At 55.6% G+C, this 759-nt stretch carries 1 protein-coding gene; it reads right to left on the bottom strand.

Going from position 1 to position 759, the window contains the following annotated elements; genetic code table 11:
• The coding region (locus tag C3B51_RS21940) for a condensation domain-containing protein (protein ID WP_240701951.1) at nucleotides 1–759 on the bottom strand (759 nt) is incomplete at both ends.

Here is a 759-nt window from a genome sequence, read left to right as displayed (position 1 = left end):
TTCAAATAACTGGTGAATGCAGGCTGTATTGTCGTAGCTCAGGCTTTGCTGACCCTGCGTCAGTAAGCGGGTCACTTCATCCGCTGGCAGCACACTCAGTGCATGCACCGGCTGTGTGTGTGCCGCATCCGTCAGTGTACTCAGCGCTGTCATCACATAGTCTGCGATGCGGCTTATCTCTACCTGCTCATCAATTTGTAAATCAAGGCTAAATACGTGTGCTGCACCATAGTCATTGACCGATAAGTTAAACGGATAATTGGTGCGCTCCTGGGCGCCCAGCGCCTGGATATCACTCTCCTGTGCATCGCTGTCTGTTTCGCCCAGCTCAGTGTGACGGTAGTTCAGCATCGCGCTGAATAAAGGTCCGTCTGACCCCACCGCACTGTATTTTTGCGCCTGCGCCAGTGACACTTGCTCATAAGGCAGCAGGGCTTTTAGTCGCCTGTCTACTTCGATGATAAAGTCCGCCACCGACGCCCCTTGTAACGGCACCGCCACGGGTAAGGTGTTGATCAACATGCCCAGCAGGCGTTCAACGCCCGCCCCGCCATTCATTCGCCCGCTCATCACGGTGCCAAACACCACCTCCTGTTGATTGCTGCAAGCACCTAAAACCAGTGCCCAGGCGGCGTGGAAAATCGCTGCCGGACTGACTTCATGCTGTTTGGCATAGGCGCGGATCGCCGCACTCAGCTCGTCACTCAGGGCCACTTTGTGCTCGCGAATAGTACGTCCGTTGCCCTGGGTATCCTGCAG

The organism is Pseudoalteromonas rubra (assembly GCF_004212645.1).
GTDB classification, from domain to species: Bacteria; Pseudomonadota; Gammaproteobacteria; order Enterobacterales; family Alteromonadaceae; genus Pseudoalteromonas; species Pseudoalteromonas rubra_G.
This window is presented reverse-complemented; position numbering and strand designations above follow the sequence as displayed.